Origin of the sequence: Viridibacillus sp. FSL R5-0888 (assembly GCF_038009105.1) — a bacterium.
Lineage (GTDB): Bacteria > Bacillota > Bacilli > Bacillales_A > Planococcaceae > Viridibacillus > Viridibacillus arenosi.
Genome location: NZ_JBBPAU010000001.1, coordinates 405,201 through 424,650 on the forward strand (window position 1 = coordinate 405,201; position 19,450 = coordinate 424,650).

Here is a 19,450-nt window from a genome sequence, read left to right on the forward strand (position 1 = left end):
GAATGAGTGTATCGTTACAAGGAGGTCATTATGCATTGGGTTACCATTCTACTTATGGGGGTTGCAGCTAATTTAGACAACTTAGGCATTGGTCTAGCTTATGGGGTTAAACAAACAAAAATCCCTATGATTTCGAACATTACTATTGCGTTTGTGGCGATGGTCATAACGTATATAGCGGTAATCGCGGGTTCTGAGGTGACCAGGTATATTTCGCCCTATAGCGCTAGCCTTATAGGCAGCTTTTTGTTGTGTGGAATTGGGCTATGGACACTATTATCCACAAAATTCAAAAATCAGGAGTCTTTGAAAAATCCTGAAACAATGGATAGAGATATGAATCGAATTATTTCTGTTAGAGAATCGGTGCCGCTCGGTTTGGCCCTATCTGCAAACTGCCTTGCAGGTGGGATAGGGATTGGTGCAAATGGTATTTCAGCTATATGGACAGTTATATCAATTGGTTTATTTTCACTAATTACGATTGGAGTAGGCAACCATTTTGGTTCTTTATTGACCAATTCATTTATCAGCAAATATTCCACTGTGCTTTCTGGATTATTACTTATCTGCATTGGGATATTTGAGATGTTCATTTAACCACAAGAAAGCCCTAAATCTAATTGGATTTAGGGTGATTTTTTTATGATTTTATTTGAATGCTAAATGTAGAAGATAAATACATTTTAGATATAAGGATTAAATCCCAACTAAATAAAGTAATAGAATTAAAGATAAAATAGTTCCAGTGACTATATAATGCCGCCAATTATTCTTGCCATAAAGAGCTAAACCATTAATTATTCTCGATACAATAGTTAGGGATAAAGTAAAAAATAACCAGATGAAGGGTAATACGCTAAATAAGGTTTGAATGCCTATTGCTAATAAGAAGAGGTGACTTATTGCGAAAAAAGTCAGTGCAATCTTTTTAGAACTGCCTAATGTTATGCCCTGTTTTAAATTTCTAATAGTCAGGGTAACCAAACCAGTGATGCATACCATAGAATATAATATTATTATTAAACTACTAACCAATTTCATCCATCCTTTCATATTTATTAAAGGATAGAATATGGTGTTAACCCCACGTCAACTAATTACTGTTTTAGGAGCTGAGGCATTGAAAATTAGTGAATTTATAAAACAAGTGAATACAACAAAGGATACAATTCGTCACTACGAGGAATTGGATTTAGTGAAACCGAAATGGACGAATGGAATAAGGGATTATTCAATAAAAGATATTAGTGATTTTCATGCAATTAAGGAAATGCAGTTAATTGGATTTACTTTAAAGGACGTACAGGAAATATTCAATATAAAGCAAACTGATGGATGCGGGTCAGAAAAGTTAATTCAAGGATTATTAAAAAGCCTTGATCAAGAACTAGAATTTGTACTAAAAGAAGAACAAGAACTTCAATATAAAAAAAATAAAATTACAACAATGATGTTGGAGTTAAATCAGTTAATGTAATATCTGTAGAGCCTTTTGTAGTGTAGGAGAAGAGGTTTTCAAAATAAAAATGATTTTAAAGTAGCAGATTCATCTATCAATCATAATCTAATCTCACTATGAGGAGGTGGCAAAATGGAGTTTGGAGTATATACCTTTGCAGATTTAGGAATCGACCCTCAAACAGGAAAGTTAGGGAAAGCAAAGGACCGTTTGCAAGAGGTATTACAAGCGGCGAAACTTGCGGATGAAGTTGGGCTTCAAGTATTTGGAGTAGGTGAGCATCATCGACTGGATTATGCAATTTCTTCAGTGCCAGTAGTATTAAGTGCAATTTCTCAGCAGACAAAAAATATCCAGTTAACAAGTGCAACAACAGTTCTCAGTACTGTAGATCCAGTTCGGTTATATGAAGATTTTGCAACGTTAGATTTATTATCGAATGGACGTGCAGAAATTATGGCAGGACGTGGTGCCTTAGTAGATTCATTTCGATTGTTTGGTTACAATCTTGAGCAATATAACGAATTATTTGAAGAGCACCTTGAATTGTTTTTGAAGTTAAATAACGAAGCAACTATTACTTGGAAAGGAAATTACCGTCCTGAGTTATCCAATGCAGAGATTTCACCACGAGCGACAAATCCCATTCCTGTCTGGGTTGGTGTAGGAGGCACACCAACAAGTGCGAAGAGAGCGGGACGTTATGGAGTAGGAATGGCAATTGTTATTCTTGGGGATGATCCAAAATGCTTTGTACCTTTAGTTGAGGATTACCGAACAGCATTTAAAGCAGCGGGACATCCAAAAGAACAGTGTCAATTAGCTGTAACGGGTCATGGATATTTTACTGAAGATGGAAAGCGAGCGAGAGAGACATTTTATACTTACTTTAATAATTATTGGACATATGTTAACAAGCAGCGTGATATGTTTTTTCACTTAGATCGTGAAGATTATGATCAAATGACATCTCCTGAGGGATCATTGTTTATCGGAGAACCAGATGAAATTATTGAGAAAATTCTTAAACAGCATGAATTACTAGGTCATTCTCGCTTTTTAGCACAGCTAGACATCGGTGCGCTTCCTTACAAAGAAGTAGCTAAGTCAATTGAATTACTAGCGACTAAAATAATGCCAGGGGTTAATAAATATATATAAATCTCAAAAGGGCTGTCCCATCGTCATGTGGTGACAGTCTTTTTGGTTTTAGTTCAATAGTGAATGCCGAATTTGTTAGAAGTATAGATGAATACATTATTTAAAATAGTTTTCATTTGATAAGGGAAGAAACACTATGAAGTAGAAGCATTAAATTGAGAGGACATGCTATAATAACTAACAATGAGTCGGCGATTTAAAAGCTGATACGAAGGGTATGTTAGCTGTGAATCCTATCTTAAGGCTATTAGGAATAATATTATTTTTATTTATTATTTTGAAATTTGGCATGTCAATTATGAAATTATTCGTTACACTTCTATTTTATAAGTATTTTATTATCGTCTTAATCATTGCAGGGATTGCATTTTTTATCTATAAAACATCGCCATTTAAACAGAAAAATAAAAAATAAGACAAAAAAGGAAACACCTCTGATTGGAGAGGTATTTCCTTTTTCTTTTTACTATTTAAAATAATTAATCAAACCATTTGTAATGCCATTTGCGGCAGAATTACGGAATGTAGCTGTTTTTAAAGTTTGTACTTCTTGCAGATTCGTGATGAAACCTAATTCAACAAGTACACCGATTTGTGGATTTTCTCTTAGTACATATAAATTTTGATATTTGTGTCCACGATTAACCATGTTCGGTAGAGAGTTGCTCATTCCCTGTTTGATATACGAAGCAAGGGTACTGTCTTTCCCTTTTGTATATAGAACGGTGAAACCACGAGCTGAAGCTGTAGCAGAGTCATGATGAAGGCTTATAAAAGCATCAGGCTTCATCATATTTGAAAAAGAAACGCGGTCATATAATGTTGGGAAAATGTCCGTAGTTCGTGTCATTTTCACTATAGCACCCGCAGCTTGCAATTTTGAACGTAAAGCTAATGCGACTTGAAGATTTAAATCTTTCTCTAATACACCGTTAGCAACAGCGCCTGAATCTGATCCTCCATGACCTGCATCAACGACAATAACCTTACCACTTAAAGAACCATCGGATGTATTAGTACCATCGTTTGATACCGGCTTAGTAGGTTTTGATTTTGTAATTTTACCGTAGCTACCAGAAACCCAACCTGTTTTGCCTGTAGCATATGTAATTTTAATCCAGTTATTGCTCGATTTATCCAAAATTTTAAATGAGCTACCGTATTTTACAGTACCCAACTTTGTTGAAGTTGCTGAAGCACTTTTACGTACATTTAAAGAATCAGCTGTAATAGTAAAGTATTTTCCAATGTCAGTTGAGGGTACTACTGTCCCTGTATTTGAATTCCCATTAGATGAAGAAGTTGTTGGCTTTGTTTTTGTGATTTTACCATAGCTAGTACTTGCAGAAACCCAACCTGTTTTGCCTGTAGCATATGTAATTTTAACCCAATTATTGCTAGACTGAGCAAGAATTTTATATGAGCTATTTTTTTTAATTACTGCTAATTTTGTGGAACTAGCTGAAGAACTTTTTCGAACATTTAAAGAATCGACTTTTACGGTAAAATATTTACCAACATTAGCAGTTGAAGTTGCTGCTGGTTTTACTGTTGAACCATTTGAACTGCTAGTAGATGTGCTTTTTTTAGTCGTAATAGAGACATACGATTTACTAACCCATCCTGTATACTTGCTCGTTTTGATTTTTACCCAACCGTTTTTTTCAGCAAGGACTGTTCCTGATGTTCCTTTAGATAACTTACCAAGACTTTTGTACGAAGTACCAGCTCCGCTACGAATGTTTAAATTGCTTACTGTAGCGACGGCCTTTTTCGTAGTACTTGACGTTGCTGTCGTTGAAACTTTCACAACATATTTTGAAGAAATCCAACCTGTTGTACTGCTAGATTTCACTTTTGTCCAAGTACCCTTTGTAGAAATTTTAGTTACCTTGCTGCCCATTTTTAAAACTTTAACAACTTTGTAGTTTGTACTTGGACCTGATCGCATATTGAGTGATTCAGCATTCACTTTCATAGTGACGGTTGATGCAGCGTTTGCTTGTCTTACACCGACAAAGGAAGGAATGATTAATATGCTACATAGGAGAAGTAAAAACATGAATTTGAATCTATTATTTTTCATTCTATACCTCCTCATTCGCTATATTAATGCTTATTTAGTAAAAAAGGCGTATTTTAAATAAAACGTGAGAATTTTATATTATTTGTTACTCAAATGTAATGATTTTTTAATAAAATTAATATATATATAACTATTAAAATGCGTTTTAATGTGATATATAAAAATGAATCTATATAACCAAGTAAATATATATAGGTGACTAAAGTATTGTTTCGGCGATAGTATTTTTGGTAAGTAAATAGAATCACTTGATTTAAATGTTTTTTATGGAAATGTCTATTTTTCTGAAATGATATAGAAGTTTTGAGATGCTTTCTGAGCGTTTAAAAGCACCCCGGAAAATAAACGAAATTAGGTTTTTTTGTGGTAGTGAGAGGCATTAATGTATCGTATCTGGGCTTATAAAATCAAAATACAATAAATGAAAAAAAGAGAGGTTTGTTAAATAAGAGCCAATATTGAGGTTGTACTTTAACGCGAAAAGGAAATATATTAATAATAATAGGGTAGTAGCTAAAGTACAGTGACTCTATGGAATTGCTAGTGAAATATGGAAGGTTTAATAAGTTTTTAGACTATATATAATAGTGGGTTCATATTTAACATGCAGATTACATACGTTACTTTTTAACATACTACATTACAGATGGATTCACACTATATTATTATTGGTAAGTTATTCCTGGTTTTGACGATATACGTCCGGGATTAAGAAAACTATAAAAAAATTCACTAAAACAAGCTCTAAAACTTTAAAAAGCTGCCTTTTAGATATACTTTAATGTAAATCGGGAAGGTAGTTTTTTATTGGATTTAATTTGAAAATAAATAGGAGAAAGTACTTTTTGAAATTAAGTAGTTATATTTATGAATAAAAAGGGAGTTTGCTATAAAATGCTAGGAGTAGTATAGAAGTAACATGATTAAATAATAAATAATTTAAGATTTTTTGAAGAAAAAACGATATTTTAAAAACTATTCTTTTGATTAATTCGTCAAATATAAATAGAAGACAGTAGTGCGTATTTAGGGGGTAGTGTAATGCCAAAGCCAATGAAAGATAATCGCAGATATATAAGTGGTTTGGACGGACTAAGGGCATTGTCAGTGTTGGCGGTCGTATTGTATCATCTACATTTTAAATCAGTAGACGGTGGATATTTAGGTGTAGCCATTTTCTTTGTTTTGTCAGGTTATTTAATAACAGATTTACTAGTAAATGAATGGGATAAGACTGGGAGGATTGATCTAAAAGGATTCTGGATTCGGCGATTTAGAAGGTTAATCCCAGCATTATTTATCATGTTAATCCTAGTTGGTACGTGGATTACACTTTTCCAGAGAACGTTTTTAGTAGGGCTGCGTTCAGAAATAGTAGCGGCAGCATTATATGTTAGCAACTGGTTTTACATAGCACAAGATCATTCGTATTTTACATCGTTTGCTCCGCCATCACCGTTGCAACATATGTGGTCACTTGCAGTAGAGGAACAATTTTACATATTATGGCCAATTATTATGATGATAGGTTTGAAGTTTGTTAAGAATAGAGGAACTCTTGCAATAGGTATTTTCCTAGGTGCACTTGTATCCGCTATTTTAATGTTTGTAATGTATGAACCAGGTGTAGATCCTAGTCGCGTTTACTATGGTACAGATACTCGAGCATTTTCAGTATTAATAGGAGCATCGTTGGCATTTGTATGGCCTAGTAGAAAGGTTGCTAAAAACGTCACGGATGATGCTAGAAAACTTCTTAACATTGTAGGAATCATTAGCTTTTCTTTATTAATATTGATGATGATGACGATGGATGAGACAGGTTCGTTTTTATATATGGGCGGTATGCTTTTAGCTTCAATTGTGACTGCTATTTTAATTGCAGTTATAGTGCATCCAGCAAGTTTCGTAGGAAATCTATTTAGTTTTAAACCTCTTATTTGGATAGGGGTACGCTCTTACGGAATTTATATTTGGCATTTCCCGATTGTTGTTTTAATGGGAGCAGGGGTTGGATATGAGGATGTTAGCTTTATCAAAGTGTTGATCATTATTGGATTAACACTACTATTTGCCGGTTTATCTTGGCGATATGTGGAGGATCCAATTCGCAGAGGTCAATGGCGGATATGGCTAAATAATTTTCAATCGAAAGAATGGACATGGTCTTGGTCTCAATGGGAATTACCTTATCGTATTGGTTCAGCAATAGGTGGCTGTGTACTAATTATTTTCATTATGGGGATGATTTTCACGCCAGCTAAGCAGTCTGCAAGTGAACAATTGGAAGAGCATTTAATAGCAGAGCAAAAAAAACTTGAAAAAGTACAGCAAGAACAGAATATAGAAGCAAAGAAAGCTAATGAAGAGAAAATGAATCAAGAGGAAGAAGAGCGACGCGAAGAAGCGAAGGCGAAAGCTGAAGCAGCAAAAGAACAAGTAGAAGCTTTAGAAAAAGAAAAGGCTAGAAAGGCACTGGAAATACCAAGCGAGGTATCAGTTAGTGCGATTGGTGATTCGGTTATGTTAAGTGCTGCTACTGAGTTACAGAAGAAAATACCACAAATTATTGTTGATGCACAAATAGGTCGTCAAGTATACGATGCTTCGAAAGTTGTGACGGACTTAAAAAGCCAAGGTAAACTTGGACAAGTTGTTGTGGTAGGTCTTGGCTCTAATGGTGATTTTAGTACAACACAATTAGATACATTATTAAAAGCCATTGGCAAGGAACGCACAATTTACTTGATAAATACAAGGTTACCAAGGGATTGGCAAGACGGGGTAAATGAAAAATTAAGCGAAGCTGCAGAAAAAAATAGCAATGTAACATTAGTAGATTGGTATAGTGAAACAAACAATGATAAAGATTTCTTCTATCCTGACATGATTCATCCAAATGAAGAGGGTGGGAAATTTTATGCCTCGCTTGTACGCAAAGCTATAGCGCAATCTGTGAACTCTAAGTGATAATTATCAAATTGATAAAACTGTATATCTTAATTATTAGAAAGCCTCCAACAGTTGAAGTTCTAACTGTTGGAGGCTTTTTTGCAAAAATAGATATGGATATTCAATACTAGTACGTTGAGTTATCAACTACGCATGTTTTTGAATCGAACCATTATTTGTTGAGTGGAGTTTTACTTTTTGCTTTATCTTCTTTATTAATCAATGTATGGGCATGCTCAATAACAGCTTCCTTAGGATCGAGAATTGCAGTCAATCCATTTTTTCTATTCAGTTCATCACATTTATTAATCCAAAAATCAGCATTTTCAATGCCAACTTTTCTAGGGTCAAAAATCGGATCCAATCCAGCTTTTTTCTGATTATCATAATCTTTCAATACTTTTAAGGCAGGCTTTGAAAGTAATAAAATAGCGGCTAAGTTAAGCCAAGCCATGCTGCCGATACCTAAATCACCTAATGCCCAAATGAAGGAAACGGATTCTACACTTCCAATATAGACCATACCTAATAATCCTATTTTCAACACAAAATTTAGCCAACGGAATTTTGTGTGTTTGTCCAAATATACTAATGTTGTTTCTGCGATATAGTAATAGGCCATTAAAGTTGTGAAAGCAAAGAAGAATATTGCAATTGAGATGAATATACCTCCAAATCCTGGTAATACGGCCTCTACAGCGGATTGTGTATAAATAGGACCTGCATCGATTCCTTTCATATTATCAACAATTGGTGCCTTACCTTCAGGTGTCACGCTATACATACCTGAAATTAATATCATAAAAGCTGTTGCTGTACAGACGACAATTGTATCAATATAGACAGAAAATGCTTGTACAAGACCTTGCTTAGCAGGATGTGATACTTCAGCTGCCGCAGAACTATAAGTTGCCTCGCCAACACCTGCTACGTTTGAGAATACCGCTCGACGGACCCCCCATGAGATGGCAGCTCCTACAATACCACCAAATGCTTCATGTGCACCAAATGCACTTGAAATTATAAGAGAGAACATAGCTGGAATTTCTGAAAAGTTAGCAAGTAATACAATAAGTGTCACTGCTACGTAGCCGATAGCCATAAAAGGAACTGCTTTATCAGCAACTGTTGCAATACGTTTAACACCACCGAAGATGATAAACCCTAAAAGCACTACAATAATAAGACCAGAAACACTTTTGTTAATACCGAAAACGTTTTCAAAACCTGATGCAATACTGTTGGATTGAACGCCCGGCAGTAAGATACCATAAGATATAGTCACAACAATAGCGACTAATATAGCAAACCATTTTATCTTTAATCCTTTTTCAATAAAGTAAGGTGTCCCCCCGCGATATTGAGTACCTATTTTACTTTTATAAACTTGAGCAAGTGTTGATTCAATAAAAGCACTGGCACCCCCGAGTAAAGCCATAACCCACATCCAGAATACTGCACCTGGGCCTCCAAATGCGATTGCTGTAGCTACTCCTGCGATATTTCCAATACCAACTCTTCCTGATAAAGCTAGACAGAAGGCTTGGAAAGAAGATATTCCATGGTCAGAATTTTTACCTTCAAATAGTAGCATGATCATTTCTTTGAAGTATCTAAACTGTACAAACTTTGTCATAACCGTAAAAAATAAACCTGCTCCTAAAGCAAAAACAACTAGTCCTGTACTCCATACCTGATCTACTAACCAAGTTACGATAGTCTCCATCTTGACTCCCCCTCATGATTGCAAATAGAATTTATAACAATAATTAATTGATAAACCTTCAATGATTGCATAATTCAGTGGCGTATATGATCGAAGCATCATGCTGTATAACCCTAAATAGTTATTTTGTGAACTTGATATTTCTTAGTAATAAAATAGATAAAGGAATAAAGTACTTATTCAAAATGGCCTCCTTTGTAAAAGTAAGTTCAGTTGACATAGGATACTGGTGATTGAGATTTACTAATGTAGTAAATTCACGCCCCTTTCTAAATCTAAAATGAATAATTCCTTCTTCAGATATAGTTAATGCAATTTTTGTGCCAAAATTATTTTTGGTTACTTTGAAAATTAAAAAATATCCCTAATTAAAAAAGAGCCACTCCATTAGTTAAGCTAAACTAGAATGGAGGAGCTCTTTTTCTTTTAGTTTTTTACTAGTTTTATATCTTGTTGATGTTTTATCCAGTATTGTTGTAATTTTTGCTTACCAATGTTGATATCCGGGTGGAATTGAATAAAAGCATTTTCTCTAGTTGAGTTTAATTGTTGAAGTGCATCTTGTATCTCTTGTTCTAGTTTGCCATGATAATTTTTATTAGCAATTGTTAAACCCGCTAAATGTCCTTGTTTAATAGCGATTTTAGCACCCTCAATCCCTGTGATATTGCCTGCTACGTAAAGACCATCTAGAACTGTTTCCATCTTCTCGTTATGTAAGGGAACATAGCCGCCAAGTTCTTCTATCCAATGGAATGGACAGCCTGCTAAAGCGGCCAATTCTGCTAATGGGTATAAGCCACCAGCAATACAGACGAAATCAGCACTAATCTTTGTTTCTGTACCAGGAATTATTTCACCCGAGGGACTAATATCTGCTAGGATAACACCATCAACAGAATTATTACCATAAATCTCAATAACAGCTTTACGAAGCATAATTGGAATATCCCACATTTTCATACCCTTTTTAGGATAAAAAGTGATTCCCATTTTCTTTAGAAAATCATTTTTCATTAGTTTACTTCCCATTTTTACTAATTGGGAAGGAGCCATATGTGCCACATTTAGTAAAGAATTCATAACGGTTAGAGGGTTCCCGGTCTCTTCACTGACCTTTGTTAGTCTTGGTAAGGCAATACAAGCAACTTCAATATTTGCTATTTTTAACTCCATTGCAATCGCAGAAGAAAGTACATTAACGCCTACAATTACGCCTTTATTCCCTGGTTTTACACGATGTACATTTGTCATCACTTGAGCGGCGCCTACAGACATTACACCTGGTAGCGTCCACCCAGGTATAGGGATTGGCAATTCGGCAGCACCTGTCGCTAATAATAAATTTGGTGTTGTATAGGTATGTTCATTAGTATAAACAACCCACTGGCCATCAATTTTTTCAATATTAGAGACTGGAGTACTTAATTTAAAATCGACACCTAATGATAGTGCGCTATTGTATAGGTTTGCGGATTCCTTGACGCCATTCCACCAGCCGCCTGTTGGTTCTTCGTATAATTGACCAAGTAATCTACCACCTGCTTTCATATATTCATCAATGACAGTTACTTTTAATCCTTGTTGTGCCATGGAGATAGCTCCAGATAAGCCTGCAGGCCCTGCACCGATGACGATAGCATTATTCATTATTAGCCCTCCAATCACGAACAGGTGTCGGTAATTTCCCGCCACTTATGATATTCATATTCTCCTCTAATGGTGTTAAACATGCACGGACTCCTTGTTGGCCGTTAACATGTACTCTGCATTCGAAACAATGTCCAATATTGCAGTAAATACCTCGTGGTGTACCGCTCTCCTCATGGTATCGGATTGTACGAATACCGTTTGCCAATAAAGCTGCAGCAATAGATTCTCCTAATAAACCTGTTAATGTTTCACCGTTAAAAGTAAATAGAACTGTATTTAAGTCATTTAATCGCCCTAATACCGGGTGATCTATAATGCGCATTGTCATTCGTTTACACCTCCTAAGTCTCCAAAGTGAATTGGACGAATAGGTGGCTGATATTTTAAGGAAACCTGTTTCTCGTTTCGCGGTTGAACTTTATTAGCTATACTGTCGACCAAATTACGGCACGTCCTACCTCCACAGTAGCCCATACCAGCTCTAGTGCGGAGCTTTAGTTCGCGGGCTGTGCAATCGTAGGCTGTTGCTGTCTCGATCAATTGCCCGTAAGTTACTTCTTCACATCTACAAATTATCATGTTGTTTTCTGACAATACGCTCACCACTTTCAAAAAAGTTTGCAATCTATTCTTAAAACAAATGCAAGAACTATGCCAAAAATCAACTGTAGTTATTTTATGCCTAATTTATTGAGACGGTTGTAAAGTGTAGCACGGGTAATACCAAGATTTTTTGCACATGTATTTTTATTCCCATCAGCTTTATGTAACTCTTTAAGTAATATATCTTTTTCATATTCTTGTAATTGGAGATTCAAAGGTAGGGAATCATATTGTTTTAAATCGTTCTCCTCTTTTTTATTATTCGTAAAGGAGGGAGCATGTAATTCAATTGGTAAGTCTTCAGGTTTTATGATTCCGTTATCAGAGAAGACAACAAGTCTTTCAACGACGTTTTTTAGTTCACGAATATTTCCTGGCCATGAGTAGTTCATTAGATTTTGTAGAATGTCTTGAGAAATACCGTGAACAGGGCGGTTATATTTAATAGAAATTTCATATAAGAAATAATGAGTTAATTCGATTATGTCACTTATTCTTTCGCGTAGAGCGGGAATCTTAATATTCACTACGTTTAAGCGATAATATAAGTCCTCTCTAAATTTTCCTTCTTTTATAAGTTCCATCAGATCGCGGTTAGTAGCTGCAACTACATGGAAGTCAACTTCAATTTCCTTAGTTCCCCCAACAGGGTAGAATTTCTTTTCTTGCAGAAGCCGTAAGATTTTAACCTGCATATCGAGTGGCATTTCACCGATTTCATCTAAAAACAATGTTCCACCCTTAGCAAGTTCTACTTTTCCCTTTTTCCCTTTTTGATCTGCACCAGAAAAAGCTCCTTTTTCATAACCGAAGATTTCGCTTTCAAATAGTCCTGGTGGAATGGCACCACAGTTTATAGCTATAAACGGAGCTTTATCATCTTCTCTTATAGTGTGAATGGCTTTAGCAAATAACTCTTTCCCAACACCACTTTCACCATTAATCAAAATATTCGCATGTGTTGTAGCAGCCTTTTTTACTCTCTCTAATGTCTTTTTTAGTGTAGGGCTATTTCCTTTTATGTAAGTGAAGGGATTATCAGCGTTCTTTACTTTTCTTACTTCTTCTTCTAGAGAGAATAGCTTTTCTGAAGTCTCGTAAAGCTCATTATTTAAACGAATTTGATTTGTAATATTCGCCTCTGAGACAACTGCTCCAATAATAGTATCTTGCCAAATTACTGGATTTGAATTAATTCGAACAACTAAATCTTCACGTGGCTGATGCTGAGCATGTTGAATAGATGTTCCTTGTTGCAATGAATTTAGAATTTCTAGGTGTTCAGCTTGAAAAAAATCAGTGATAGGTCGACCCAATACATCTTGTTCTTTTAACGTAAATAACTCCTCTGCTCCTTTTGTCCAATATAATACGTTCTGATTTTCATCAATAACTGTGCAAGATTCATCAATTGTATTTAAAATCGTATCAAAAAATATATTAGCTTTTAAGTGCTCTGTAAATAAATTAGATAGTAATAGAGTGCTAGTAGTATAGCCGATAATGTCATCATTCATAGTGAATAATATAGGCTTATTATGCTCACAAGAATTTAGAATAGTTGGTAGCGGAGTATCAAAAGAAAATATATCGCAAAAGATCTGTGAATCATCCAATTTAATAAATATCTTCCCGGTATCATCGCGATAAAAAGTTTGTTCTGAAGATTTAGTTTGTAATGAAGAAGTTAAAAGTTCTTTTGAATCAAGTATTGAAAATTTTTTTGATAAGAGCTTAAGAAGTAATTTTTGTTCATTATTCATAAATATCTCCCCGCCTCAATTGTTTAATAAATTAGAATTGTCTAATTTATTTTACACAATATAAGAAAAAATACAAAGTTAATCCATCTAATTGAAAAATATAGATAAAAATGGTTATTTTCTATTTGTAGTGAATGTAATATAGCAATCTATTTATCTTTTTCTAAGTTGAATTCTATATAAATAATGAAATACGCCATAGATTGAGTAGTTTTTGATATGAAATAATTAATAATTTTTCAATAAATAAGTGATATCTTCTAGGGAAACTTAAAAGTTGGCACGGTTCCTGCATTATATATTGCTGACGGAAAGAAAAAGGAGGAGACATAGTGAGTGCTATACAACATCGAGATATTGTTGTAATAGGTGGGGGGATCATTGGTGCAGCAATCGCGTATTATGGCTCTAAAGCTGGTTTAGATATAACAGTACTTGAAAAAAATGAACTAGCTAGTGGAACATCTTCAAGATGCGATGGCAATATATTAGCGATAGATAAGGATCCGGGTTTTGATAGCCAAATGTCTTTGAAAAGCCAGGAACTTGTTCATAAATTAAGCAATGATTTAGAGATACCTTTTGAATATAGGAATCCGGGTAGTATTTTAGTTTGTGAAAATGATGCTGAAATGGAAGCAGCAAATCAATGGGTGAAAAGGCAACAAGATGCTGGTCTAGATTTCAAAATGTTAGATCGACAAGATTTACGCAATGAATCAAAGTATTTTGCAGATGATTTATATGGAGGGTTAGAGTGTGCAACTGACTCCACTGTAAATCCATATATGCTGACGTTTTCAATGTTTCATAGTGCAGAAAAGCAAGGTACAAAAATTCATAAAAATATTGAAGTAAAGCATATAAAGAAGGATTCTGATGGTCGCTTTACAATCGAAACGTCTAATGGCATCTTTTCAGCAAATAAAGTAGTTAATGCATGCGGAGTTTGGGCTCCAAAAATTGGTGAAATGTTAGATTTACATATACCCATTTTACCAAGAAAAGGTCAGCTTATTGTGGCATCTCGTCAAGAGCCGGTTGGTCTGCGTAAAGTGATGGAATTTGGTTATTTAATATCGAAATTCGGTGGAGAAAGACAAGTGGATAAAGCGACTGAACAATATGGCGTTGCTTTAGTTTTTGAACCAACAGAGAGTCAAAATTTTTTAATTGGTAGTAGCCGCCAATTTGCTGGATTTGATACAAGAGTAGACCATGAAGTAACGAAGTATATAGCTAAGAGAGCAGTTCGTTTTTATCCTAAAATGGCCGATATGACAGTAATTCGAACATATGCGGGGTTAAGGCCATGGACAGAGGATCACCTACCGATAATTTCTGAGGTTGAGCATATTCCAGGATTTTATATTGCAGCAGGGCATGAGGGTGATGGTATTAGTTTAGCAGCTGTAACTGGAAAATTAATTGAAGAAATGCTTACTGAAAAAGCTACTTCTGTTTCAATTGAACCTTTAAGATTACAACGTTTTAGGGAAAGGATGTTGACCTAATGAATCTGCAAAGATTATTTACAACCGTTGATACTCATACAGGAGGAAATCCAACACGAACATTAGTTAGTGGGTTACCACCTTTAAAAGGTAAAACTATGTCTGAAAAAATGCTCTATATGCAACAAAACTATGATTGGATTCGCATGTTTTTGATGAATGAACCTCGTGGACATGATGTTATGTCGGGTGCATTTCTAACAGATCCTTGTCATCCAGATGCAGATGTTGGCGTAATTTATGTAGAAACAGGTGGTTATTTACCAATGTGTGGACACGACACAATTGGTTTGTGTACAGCGTTGATTGAGACAGGAATGGTACCTGTTGTAGAACCGTATACACATATTAAAGTAGACACACCTGCAGGATTAGTAGATGTACAAGTGAAGGTGGAAAAGGGCATAGCAAAAGAAGTAACTTTTGCTAATGTACCAGCATTTTTATTGAAGTCTATTGAAATTTATGTGGCGGATATTGGGGAAGTGAAATGTGATATTGCTTATGGTGGGAATTTTTATGGAATTATAGATGCTCGCTCATTGGATTTACCATTAGTTGAAAACAATGCATCGACCATTATCGACATAGGTATTCAAATTCGTAATGCTATTAATGAGCGTGAAGATATTGTGCATCCTGAATTTCCGTTTATCCGTGGTCTAACACATATTGAATTTTTCACGGACCCAGTTCATCCTACGGCAGATGTGAAAAATACAGTAATTGTTCCTCCAGGGGGAATTGATCGATCACCTTGTGGAACGGGCACCTCTGCAAAATTGGCTACATTGTTTAGTAAAGGTGAAATTGGCATAGATGAGCTCTTTGTACACGAAAGTATTGTGGGTACTCTATTTAAAGCGAGAGTATTAGAAAAAACGAAAGTTAAACAATTAGATGCAGTGATTACTGAAGTAACCGGCTCGGCTTGGCTTATGGGTATGCACCGCTTCTTCTATAATGAACGAGATCCTTTAAAAGAAGGGTTCCTACTTATTCCGCCTATGGAACATGAAACAGAGAAAGAAGGTGTCTAAATGAAGTTTGAGAAAATGTTTAGCACGATTGATACGCATGTTGCGGGCGAAGCATACCGTATCGTAATTCAATCACCAATCACCTTTGCAGAAAATAACATTAAAAAAAATCACGAAGAACTACAAGTACAATTTGAAAATACTAAAAATCTGTTGTTAAAAGAACCTAGAGGCCATAGAGGTATGCACGGATGCATCGTTCTATCATCGGTTGTAGCAGACTTTAGCTTACTATTCTTTACACATGAAGGAGTTAGCAATTTTAAATGCGAGTCTTTAATTGCTACTTTAACAGGACTATTAGAAACAGGGAATTTACAACAAAAATCTTCACATCTTTATAGCATTGAAACAGTGAATGGAATTTTTGAGTTACATGCTGAAATAGCTGATGGTGAAGTTATTGCTACAAAACTTCGTCACTCAAGTGATTTAATAGTTGAGAATTCTCAGGATACTTCTCTAATAGTTATAGATGAAGAGAGACAGTACGCATTATTTGAGAAGGTAAATGAAGCTCAAGAAATTACTTTGGAGAATTTAGCTTCACTTAGTAAATGGGGCAAGGAAAAAATTCGGAACTTAGTGGGAAAAGGTTTAAATATTACGGGTGTTATTTTAATAGAACAAGATGCCGAGGATATTTCTCGAGTACGCTCAGTAACATTTGAGAGTGATGGCTATATTTTACGCTCACCGGGTATCGATAGTACTCTTGCGATTGCAAAAGTTTATCAGAAAGAAGTATTACAAAATTCTAGTATTTTTAACAGCACATTTAAAGTGCATAAGGATTCAAATGAAGAGTTTTATACTATTTCAACAGAGGCCTTTGTGACAGGTATACATCAGTTTATATTCGATCAGGAAGATCCGTTAGAAAACGGTTTTATATTAGCTTAAACAAATTTGAGGAGGAATTGACATGACAAAATTAGAAGGCGTTTTTCCAGTGTTAATCACACCTATGTTCGACAATGGTGAAGTGAATTGGGAAGGATTCAAAAACAATATTGAGTATTTTGTTGCACAGAACGTAGGCGGTATTACGATAAATGGTAGTACAGGAGAATTTGTTAGTTTAACAAAAGAAGAACGTTTTAAAGCTGTAGAAATCGCTGTTGCACAAGTGAATGGTCGTATACCTTTAATTGTTGGTACAGCAGCAGAAACGACTGCGGATGCGATTGAATTTACAAAACAAGCTGAAGAAGCAGGTGCTGATGCAGCGCTATTAATCAATTCATACTACGCTCATCCAAAAGAAAATGAAATCTACGAGCATTTCAAAGAAGTCGCTGAATCTGTGAAATTACCAATCATGATTTATAATAATCCATTTACATCTGGCGTAAATATTAGCCAAGAAACGATTTTACAAGTCGGTCGTGACGTAGAGAATATTACACATATTAAAGAATCAAGTGGTGAAATCCGTAAAGTACGTGATATTACACGCCAAGGTGAAGGATTTATCAAAACATTCTGTGGTGCAGATGATTTAGTATTAGAGTCATTCTTAGTTGGAGCGACAGGATGGATTTCAGTAGCAGGTAATATTGCGCCAAAATTAGCGGTGGAACTATATGAGAGTGTACAAAATGGCAATTTAGATAATGCTTGGTTAGTATACGATCGCTTATTACCATTATGTAACTTCCTTGAGGGTTCAGGAAAATATGTGCAAATTGTTAAACGTGCAATGGAGATTAAAGGATTAGCGGGTGGTCCAGCACGTAAACCACGCTTACCATTGAATGAGGAAGAGGAAGCACAATTACAAGAACTTATTAAAAATGTAGAGACAGTACCACAATAGTTTAATAGAAAACTATTAAAGGAATATGACAGTAAAGAGAAAATGATCCTCTCTTAGTGAAAAACTAATAGAGGATTGTTTTCGGTGAATTTAATTTTGGAGGGAGTATGAGGTATGACAACAATTAATTATAGTTTAAAAGAAAAAGTAGTAGAATTTCTAAACGGAACCATTGGATTGTATATTAACGGTGAATACGTACCATCGATTAGTGGGGGAACGATAGACGTAATTGATCCAGCTACAGAGGAAATCATCACACAAGTATGTGAGGCTCAAGCAGATGATATTGATGTAGCGGTATCCGCAGCTCGCAAAGCTTTTGATGAGGGTGAATGGACGAAATTAGAAGCAGCAGAGCGATCACGTCTTATGTACAAATTCGCAGATTTATTAGAAGAACATCGTGAGGAACTTGCACAATTAGAGTCACTTGATAATGGTAAACCGTATGAAGTGGCTCTGGCAGATGATATTGATGGTACAATTCAGCATTTTAGATATTATTCAGGGTGGGCAACAAAAAGTTTAGGTAATACCGTTCCAGTATCTCCTGATTACGTAACTTATACGGTTCACGAGCCAGTAGGTGTTGTAGGGCAGATAATTCCGTGGAATTTCCCGTTAGCGATGGCCGCTTGGAAACTTGGAGCTGCTCTCGCAGTAGGTTGTACCGTCGTTATTAAGCCGGCAGCAGAAACGCCATTGTCATTATTATACGCGGCTAAATTATTTAAAGAAGCTGGTTTCCCAGATGGTGTTGTAAATGTTGTCCCAGGATCAGGTCAAGGGGCAGGTGGAGCGATTGTAGAACATTCTCATGTTGATAGAGTGGCTTTTACTGGATCTACTGCGACGGGTAAAAAAGTAATGGAAACAGCTGCACAGCAAATAAAAGGCGTAACATTAGAACTTGGTGGTAAATCTCCAAGTATCATTTTAGAAGATGCTAACTTAGAAGAAGCTATTGAAGGTGTCTTCAATGGCATTATGTATAACCACGGACAAAACTGTAGTGCGTGCTCACGCTTATTTATTCACCGCAAACATCATGATTATGTTGTAGGGGAATTAGTGAAACGAGCTAATAAGTTAAAACTAGGACGTGGTTTAGAGCCTTCAACAGATATGGGCCCATTAGTATCTGCAAAACAGCAAAATACTGTTTTAGGTTATATTGAAAAAGGAAAAGCTGAAGGTGCAAAAATAGTTGCAGGTGGTGGGAAACCGTTTGATAAAGGTTATTTTGTAGAGCCTACTATTTTTGTTGATGTTGAAGATCATATGACTATTGCTCGTGAGGAGATTTTTGGGCCAGTACTTGCTGTATTTGTATTTGATACAGTTGATGAGGTTATTCGACGTGCAAATGATAGTGACTATGGTTTAGCTGCTAGCGTGTGGACTGAGAATATTAAAACAGGTCATTATATCGCCAACCGCTTACAATCAGGAACTGTATGGATTAATGATTTTGGTCTTGAGTGGGAAACAATGCCGTTTGGAGGCTATAAAAAATCCGGAGTTGGTAGAGAAATGGGTGGAGAATATGGTCTAGCAAACTATACTGAGGTTAAGAGTGTATTTGTGAATATTAAACGTTAATAACAAATCGTCTTATAAATATGATTCTTTAAGACATAGTTAAATTTAGAATAACATTTCAATATT

15 protein-coding genes are annotated in these 19,450 nt (G+C 35.4%); 9 read left to right on the forward strand and 6 right to left on the reverse strand.

All coding sequences use genetic code 11. The features are described 5' to 3' along the window. Positions 1–30 precede the first annotated feature (30 nt). From MKY02_RS02105 to MKY02_RS02115, 3 genes are all read left to right on the forward strand, one after another. Complete coding sequence (locus tag MKY02_RS02105) at positions 31–600, forward strand: manganese efflux pump (RefSeq protein WP_340710545.1); 570 nt, start codon at positions 31–33, stop codon at positions 598–600. Positions 601–1,075: 475 nt separating this feature from the next. Next, positions 1,076–1,480, forward strand: coding sequence for a MerR family transcriptional regulator (locus tag MKY02_RS02110; RefSeq protein ID WP_340710546.1), 405 nt, complete (start codon positions 1,076–1,078; stop codon positions 1,478–1,480). Positions 1,481–1,594: 114 nt separating this feature from the next. Then, complete coding sequence (locus MKY02_RS02115) at positions 1,595–2,623, forward strand: LLM class flavin-dependent oxidoreductase (protein ID WP_038179428.1); 1,029 nt, start codon at positions 1,595–1,597, stop codon at positions 2,621–2,623. A 466-nt stretch (positions 2,624–3,089) separates the two neighbouring features. On the opposite strand, the gene MKY02_RS02120 is transcribed toward MKY02_RS02115, so the two are convergent. Then, positions 3,090–4,709, reverse strand: coding sequence for an SH3 domain-containing protein (locus MKY02_RS02120; protein WP_340710547.1), 1,620 nt, complete (start codon positions 4,707–4,709; stop codon positions 3,090–3,092). A gap of 1,041 nt (positions 4,710–5,750) precedes the next feature. Between MKY02_RS02120 and MKY02_RS02125 the strand changes: the two genes are divergently transcribed. Beyond that, positions 5,751–7,679, forward strand: coding sequence for an acyltransferase family protein (locus MKY02_RS02125; RefSeq protein WP_076035281.1), 1,929 nt, complete (start codon positions 5,751–5,753; stop codon positions 7,677–7,679). A 154-nt stretch (positions 7,680–7,833) separates the two neighbouring features. Here MKY02_RS02125 and MKY02_RS02130 read toward each other — a convergent pair whose 3' ends face one another. The 5 genes from MKY02_RS02130 to MKY02_RS02150 form a co-directional block, all read right to left on the reverse strand. Next, positions 7,834–9,387, reverse strand: a complete 1,554-nt coding sequence (locus tag MKY02_RS02130; protein ID WP_051448550.1) for an alanine/glycine:cation symporter family protein — start codon at positions 9,385–9,387, stop codon at positions 7,834–7,836. 426 nt (positions 9,388–9,813) lie between these two features. Beyond that, complete coding sequence (locus MKY02_RS02135; protein ID WP_038179424.1) at positions 9,814–11,037, reverse strand: NAD(P)/FAD-dependent oxidoreductase; 1,224 nt, start codon at positions 11,035–11,037, stop codon at positions 9,814–9,816. After that, a complete protein-coding gene (locus MKY02_RS02140) occupies positions 11,030–11,368 on the reverse strand; it encodes a (2Fe-2S)-binding protein (protein ID WP_038179422.1) in 339 nt (112 codons plus the stop codon). The genes MKY02_RS02135 and MKY02_RS02140 overlap by 8 nt, the downstream gene beginning before the upstream one ends. Continuing rightward, positions 11,365–11,619 (reverse strand): (2Fe-2S)-binding protein, encoded by a 255-nt coding sequence (locus MKY02_RS02145; protein ID WP_340711673.1) that lies wholly within the window; start codon positions 11,617–11,619, stop codon positions 11,365–11,367. The genes MKY02_RS02140 and MKY02_RS02145 overlap by 4 nt, the downstream gene beginning before the upstream one ends. Positions 11,620–11,711: 92 nt before the next feature. Next, positions 11,712–13,406 (reverse strand): sigma-54 interaction domain-containing protein, encoded by a 1,695-nt coding sequence (locus MKY02_RS02150; RefSeq protein ID WP_038179420.1) that lies wholly within the window; start codon positions 13,404–13,406, stop codon positions 11,712–11,714. Positions 13,407–13,747: 341 nt separating this feature from the next. Between MKY02_RS02150 and MKY02_RS02155 the strand changes: the two genes are divergently transcribed. The 5 genes from MKY02_RS02155 (at position 13,748) to MKY02_RS02175 (ending at position 19,384) form a co-directional block, all read left to right on the forward strand. Then, complete coding sequence (locus MKY02_RS02155) at positions 13,748–14,920, forward strand: NAD(P)/FAD-dependent oxidoreductase (RefSeq protein WP_340711674.1); 1,173 nt, start codon at positions 13,748–13,750, stop codon at positions 14,918–14,920. Further along, positions 14,920–15,960 (forward strand): proline racemase family protein, encoded by a 1,041-nt coding sequence (locus MKY02_RS02160; protein ID WP_076035278.1) that lies wholly within the window; start codon positions 14,920–14,922, stop codon positions 15,958–15,960. The genes MKY02_RS02155 and MKY02_RS02160 overlap by 1 nt, the downstream gene beginning before the upstream one ends. Continuing rightward, complete coding sequence (locus MKY02_RS02165; protein WP_340710549.1) at positions 15,961–16,863, forward strand: proline racemase family protein; 903 nt, start codon at positions 15,961–15,963, stop codon at positions 16,861–16,863. Positions 16,864–16,885: 22 nt separating this feature from the next. Then, entirely contained in the window at positions 16,886–17,779 is an 894-nt protein-coding gene (gene dapA, locus MKY02_RS02170) for a 4-hydroxy-tetrahydrodipicolinate synthase (protein WP_340710550.1), read from the forward strand. Positions 17,780–17,893: 114 nt separating this feature from the next. Then, positions 17,894–19,384, forward strand: a complete 1,491-nt coding sequence (locus tag MKY02_RS02175) for an aldehyde dehydrogenase family protein (RefSeq protein ID WP_340710552.1) — start codon at positions 17,894–17,896, stop codon at positions 19,382–19,384. Positions 19,385–19,450: the final 66 nt, after the last annotated feature.